Here is a 1,904-nt window from a genome sequence, read left to right as displayed (position 1 = left end):
GGCATCCCCGCCTTCGCACTGCTGGATGCGCTGCTGTGGGTCGCCTCGCTGGCGATGTCGCTGCTGGTGTCTTGGCTGCTGTTCACCTGGATGATCGGCCGGCTGCCCCGCGAGCCGGTCAGCTTGGCCAGTTCGATGCGCGCCGGGGTGATCGTCACGGTCGGTTTCGAGCTGTTCAAACATGCCGGGGTGATCTATCTGCAGTCGGTGGTCAGCGGCCCGGCCGGTGTTGCGTTCGGGCCGGTGCTGGGCCTGATGGTGTTCGCCTACGTCAACGCGCGGCTGGTGCTGTTCGCCGCGGCCTGGGCGGCGACCGCTTAGTCCTGCTGGGATTCCACCGCCGCCTGAGCCTGCGGCGTGACCGCTCGCTGTCTCTCCTGGTGGCCCCCATTCAGCCGGGTTGCCACTGGCCGTGGCGCATGACCCGCAGCACTTCTAGATTCTGCCCCAGCACAGCGAGGTCGGCGCCGAAGCCGGGGCGCAGACTGCCGGCGCGGTCGAGTCCGAGCGCGCGGGCCGGGGTCGTCGCGGTCAGTTTCACAGCGACAGCCAGCGCCGCGTCCGAGGAACCGAGCCAGCGCACCACGTCGCGGAACAGTTGATCCATGGCGGCGGTCCCGCCGGCCACCGTTGATGTGCCCCGGACCCGCGCCACCCCGGCGACGACGTCGACGTCGAGCCCGCCGAGCCGAAACGACCCGTCACCGCATCCAGCCGCCGGCACCGCGTCGGTGACCAACGCGACCCGGCCCGGTCCTGCTGCGTCGATCACGTAACGCACCAGGGCGGGGTGGACATGGATGCCGTCGGCGATGAGCTCGACGGTGACCCGGGTATCCTCCAGCAGGGCCAGCACCGGACCCGGCTCGCGGTGATGCAGCGACCGCATCGCGTTGAACAGGTGGGTGCCGACCCGCGCGCCGGCGTCAACCGCGGCCTGCGCCTGCTGGTAGTCGGCGTCGGTATGACCAATGGCGACAACAACTCCGGCGTCGACGAACCGTTTGATCGCAGCGAGGCCGCCGGGCCGCTCCGGCGCCAGGGTGACCATGCGGATCGCGCCCTCACCGGCGTCGAGCAGCACGTCGATCTCGGCGGGGTCGGGATCGCGCAGCTGGTGTTGATCGTGCGCGCCGCAACGCTGCGGGCTCAGCCACGGCCCTTCCAGGTGGATGCCGGCAATCGCGTCGTGCCGTGTAGATTCGGCGAGCACACGCACCTGGGTGAGCAGCAGATCGGGTGCGGCGCTGACCAGGCTGGCCAGGGTGGTGGTGTTGCCGTGCCGGCGATGAAACGCCGCGGCCTGCTCGACGGCGTCCGAGCCGTCGGCATACGACGCGCCGCCGCCGCCGTGCACGTGGACGTCGACGAAGCCGGGCACCACCACGGCGTCGGGGAAGTCGAGATCGACGGGGCCGGTTGGCGCGCCGGGGCCGCATGCGACGATCCGGCCATCGGACGTCTCCAGCCAGCCCGGCCGGCAAACCCGCCCCTCGAGAACGATTGCCCCGGCGGCGATCAGCGGCACACCGTCTCCGCTGTGGTCTCCGGAACGCCATCGGGCCACTTTCCGCCGTTCTCCCAGAAGTGCCGGATGTCTTCCAACTGTCTGCCTTTGGTCTCCGGGGCATACCGGTACACGAACACGAAACTCGACACCGCCAATACGCCGAACACCGCGAACGTGGCCGCGCCGCCGAGTGAGGTGAGCATGGTCAGGAAGACCCCGACGACGATGGCGTTGGCCACCAGGTCCGAGGTGAGCATCGCCGACGAGCCCATCGACCGCATTCTGGCGGGCAGACTCTCCCCGGCGTACACCCAGACCAGCGCCCCGAAGCCGAAGGTGTAGCCGACCGTGAACAGCAGCACACCGCCGAACCTGAACAGCGCGAGCGCGTCGC

3 protein-coding genes are annotated in these 1,904 nt (G+C 70.0%); 1 reads left to right on the top strand and 2 read right to left on the bottom strand.

Annotation, left to right across the window (positions count from 1 at the left end):
- The coding region (locus AC2VOP_RS07495; RefSeq protein WP_486960378.1) for a YhjD/YihY/BrkB family envelope integrity protein at positions 1–321 on the top strand (321 nt) is incomplete at its 5' end.
- A 70-nt stretch (positions 322–391) separates the two neighbouring features.
- Here AC2VOP_RS07495 and nagA read toward each other — a convergent pair.
- Together nagA and AC2VOP_RS07485 are read right to left on the bottom strand one after the other, a co-directional pair.
- On the bottom strand, positions 392–1,528 hold the full coding sequence (nagA, locus tag AC2VOP_RS07490) for an N-acetylglucosamine-6-phosphate deacetylase (protein WP_486960377.1): 1,137 nt from the start codon (positions 1,526–1,528) through the stop codon (positions 392–394).
- On the bottom strand, positions 1,519–1,904 hold a 386-nt coding region (locus tag AC2VOP_RS07485; protein WP_486960376.1), incomplete at its 5' end, for an MFS transporter. The genes nagA and AC2VOP_RS07485, both read right to left, overlap by 10 nt.

This window comes from Mycobacterium sp. TH-M106 (assembly GCF_057473765.1).
The sequence above is the reverse complement of the archived record's forward strand: the minus strand, read 5'-3'. Positions and strand labels throughout refer to the sequence as shown.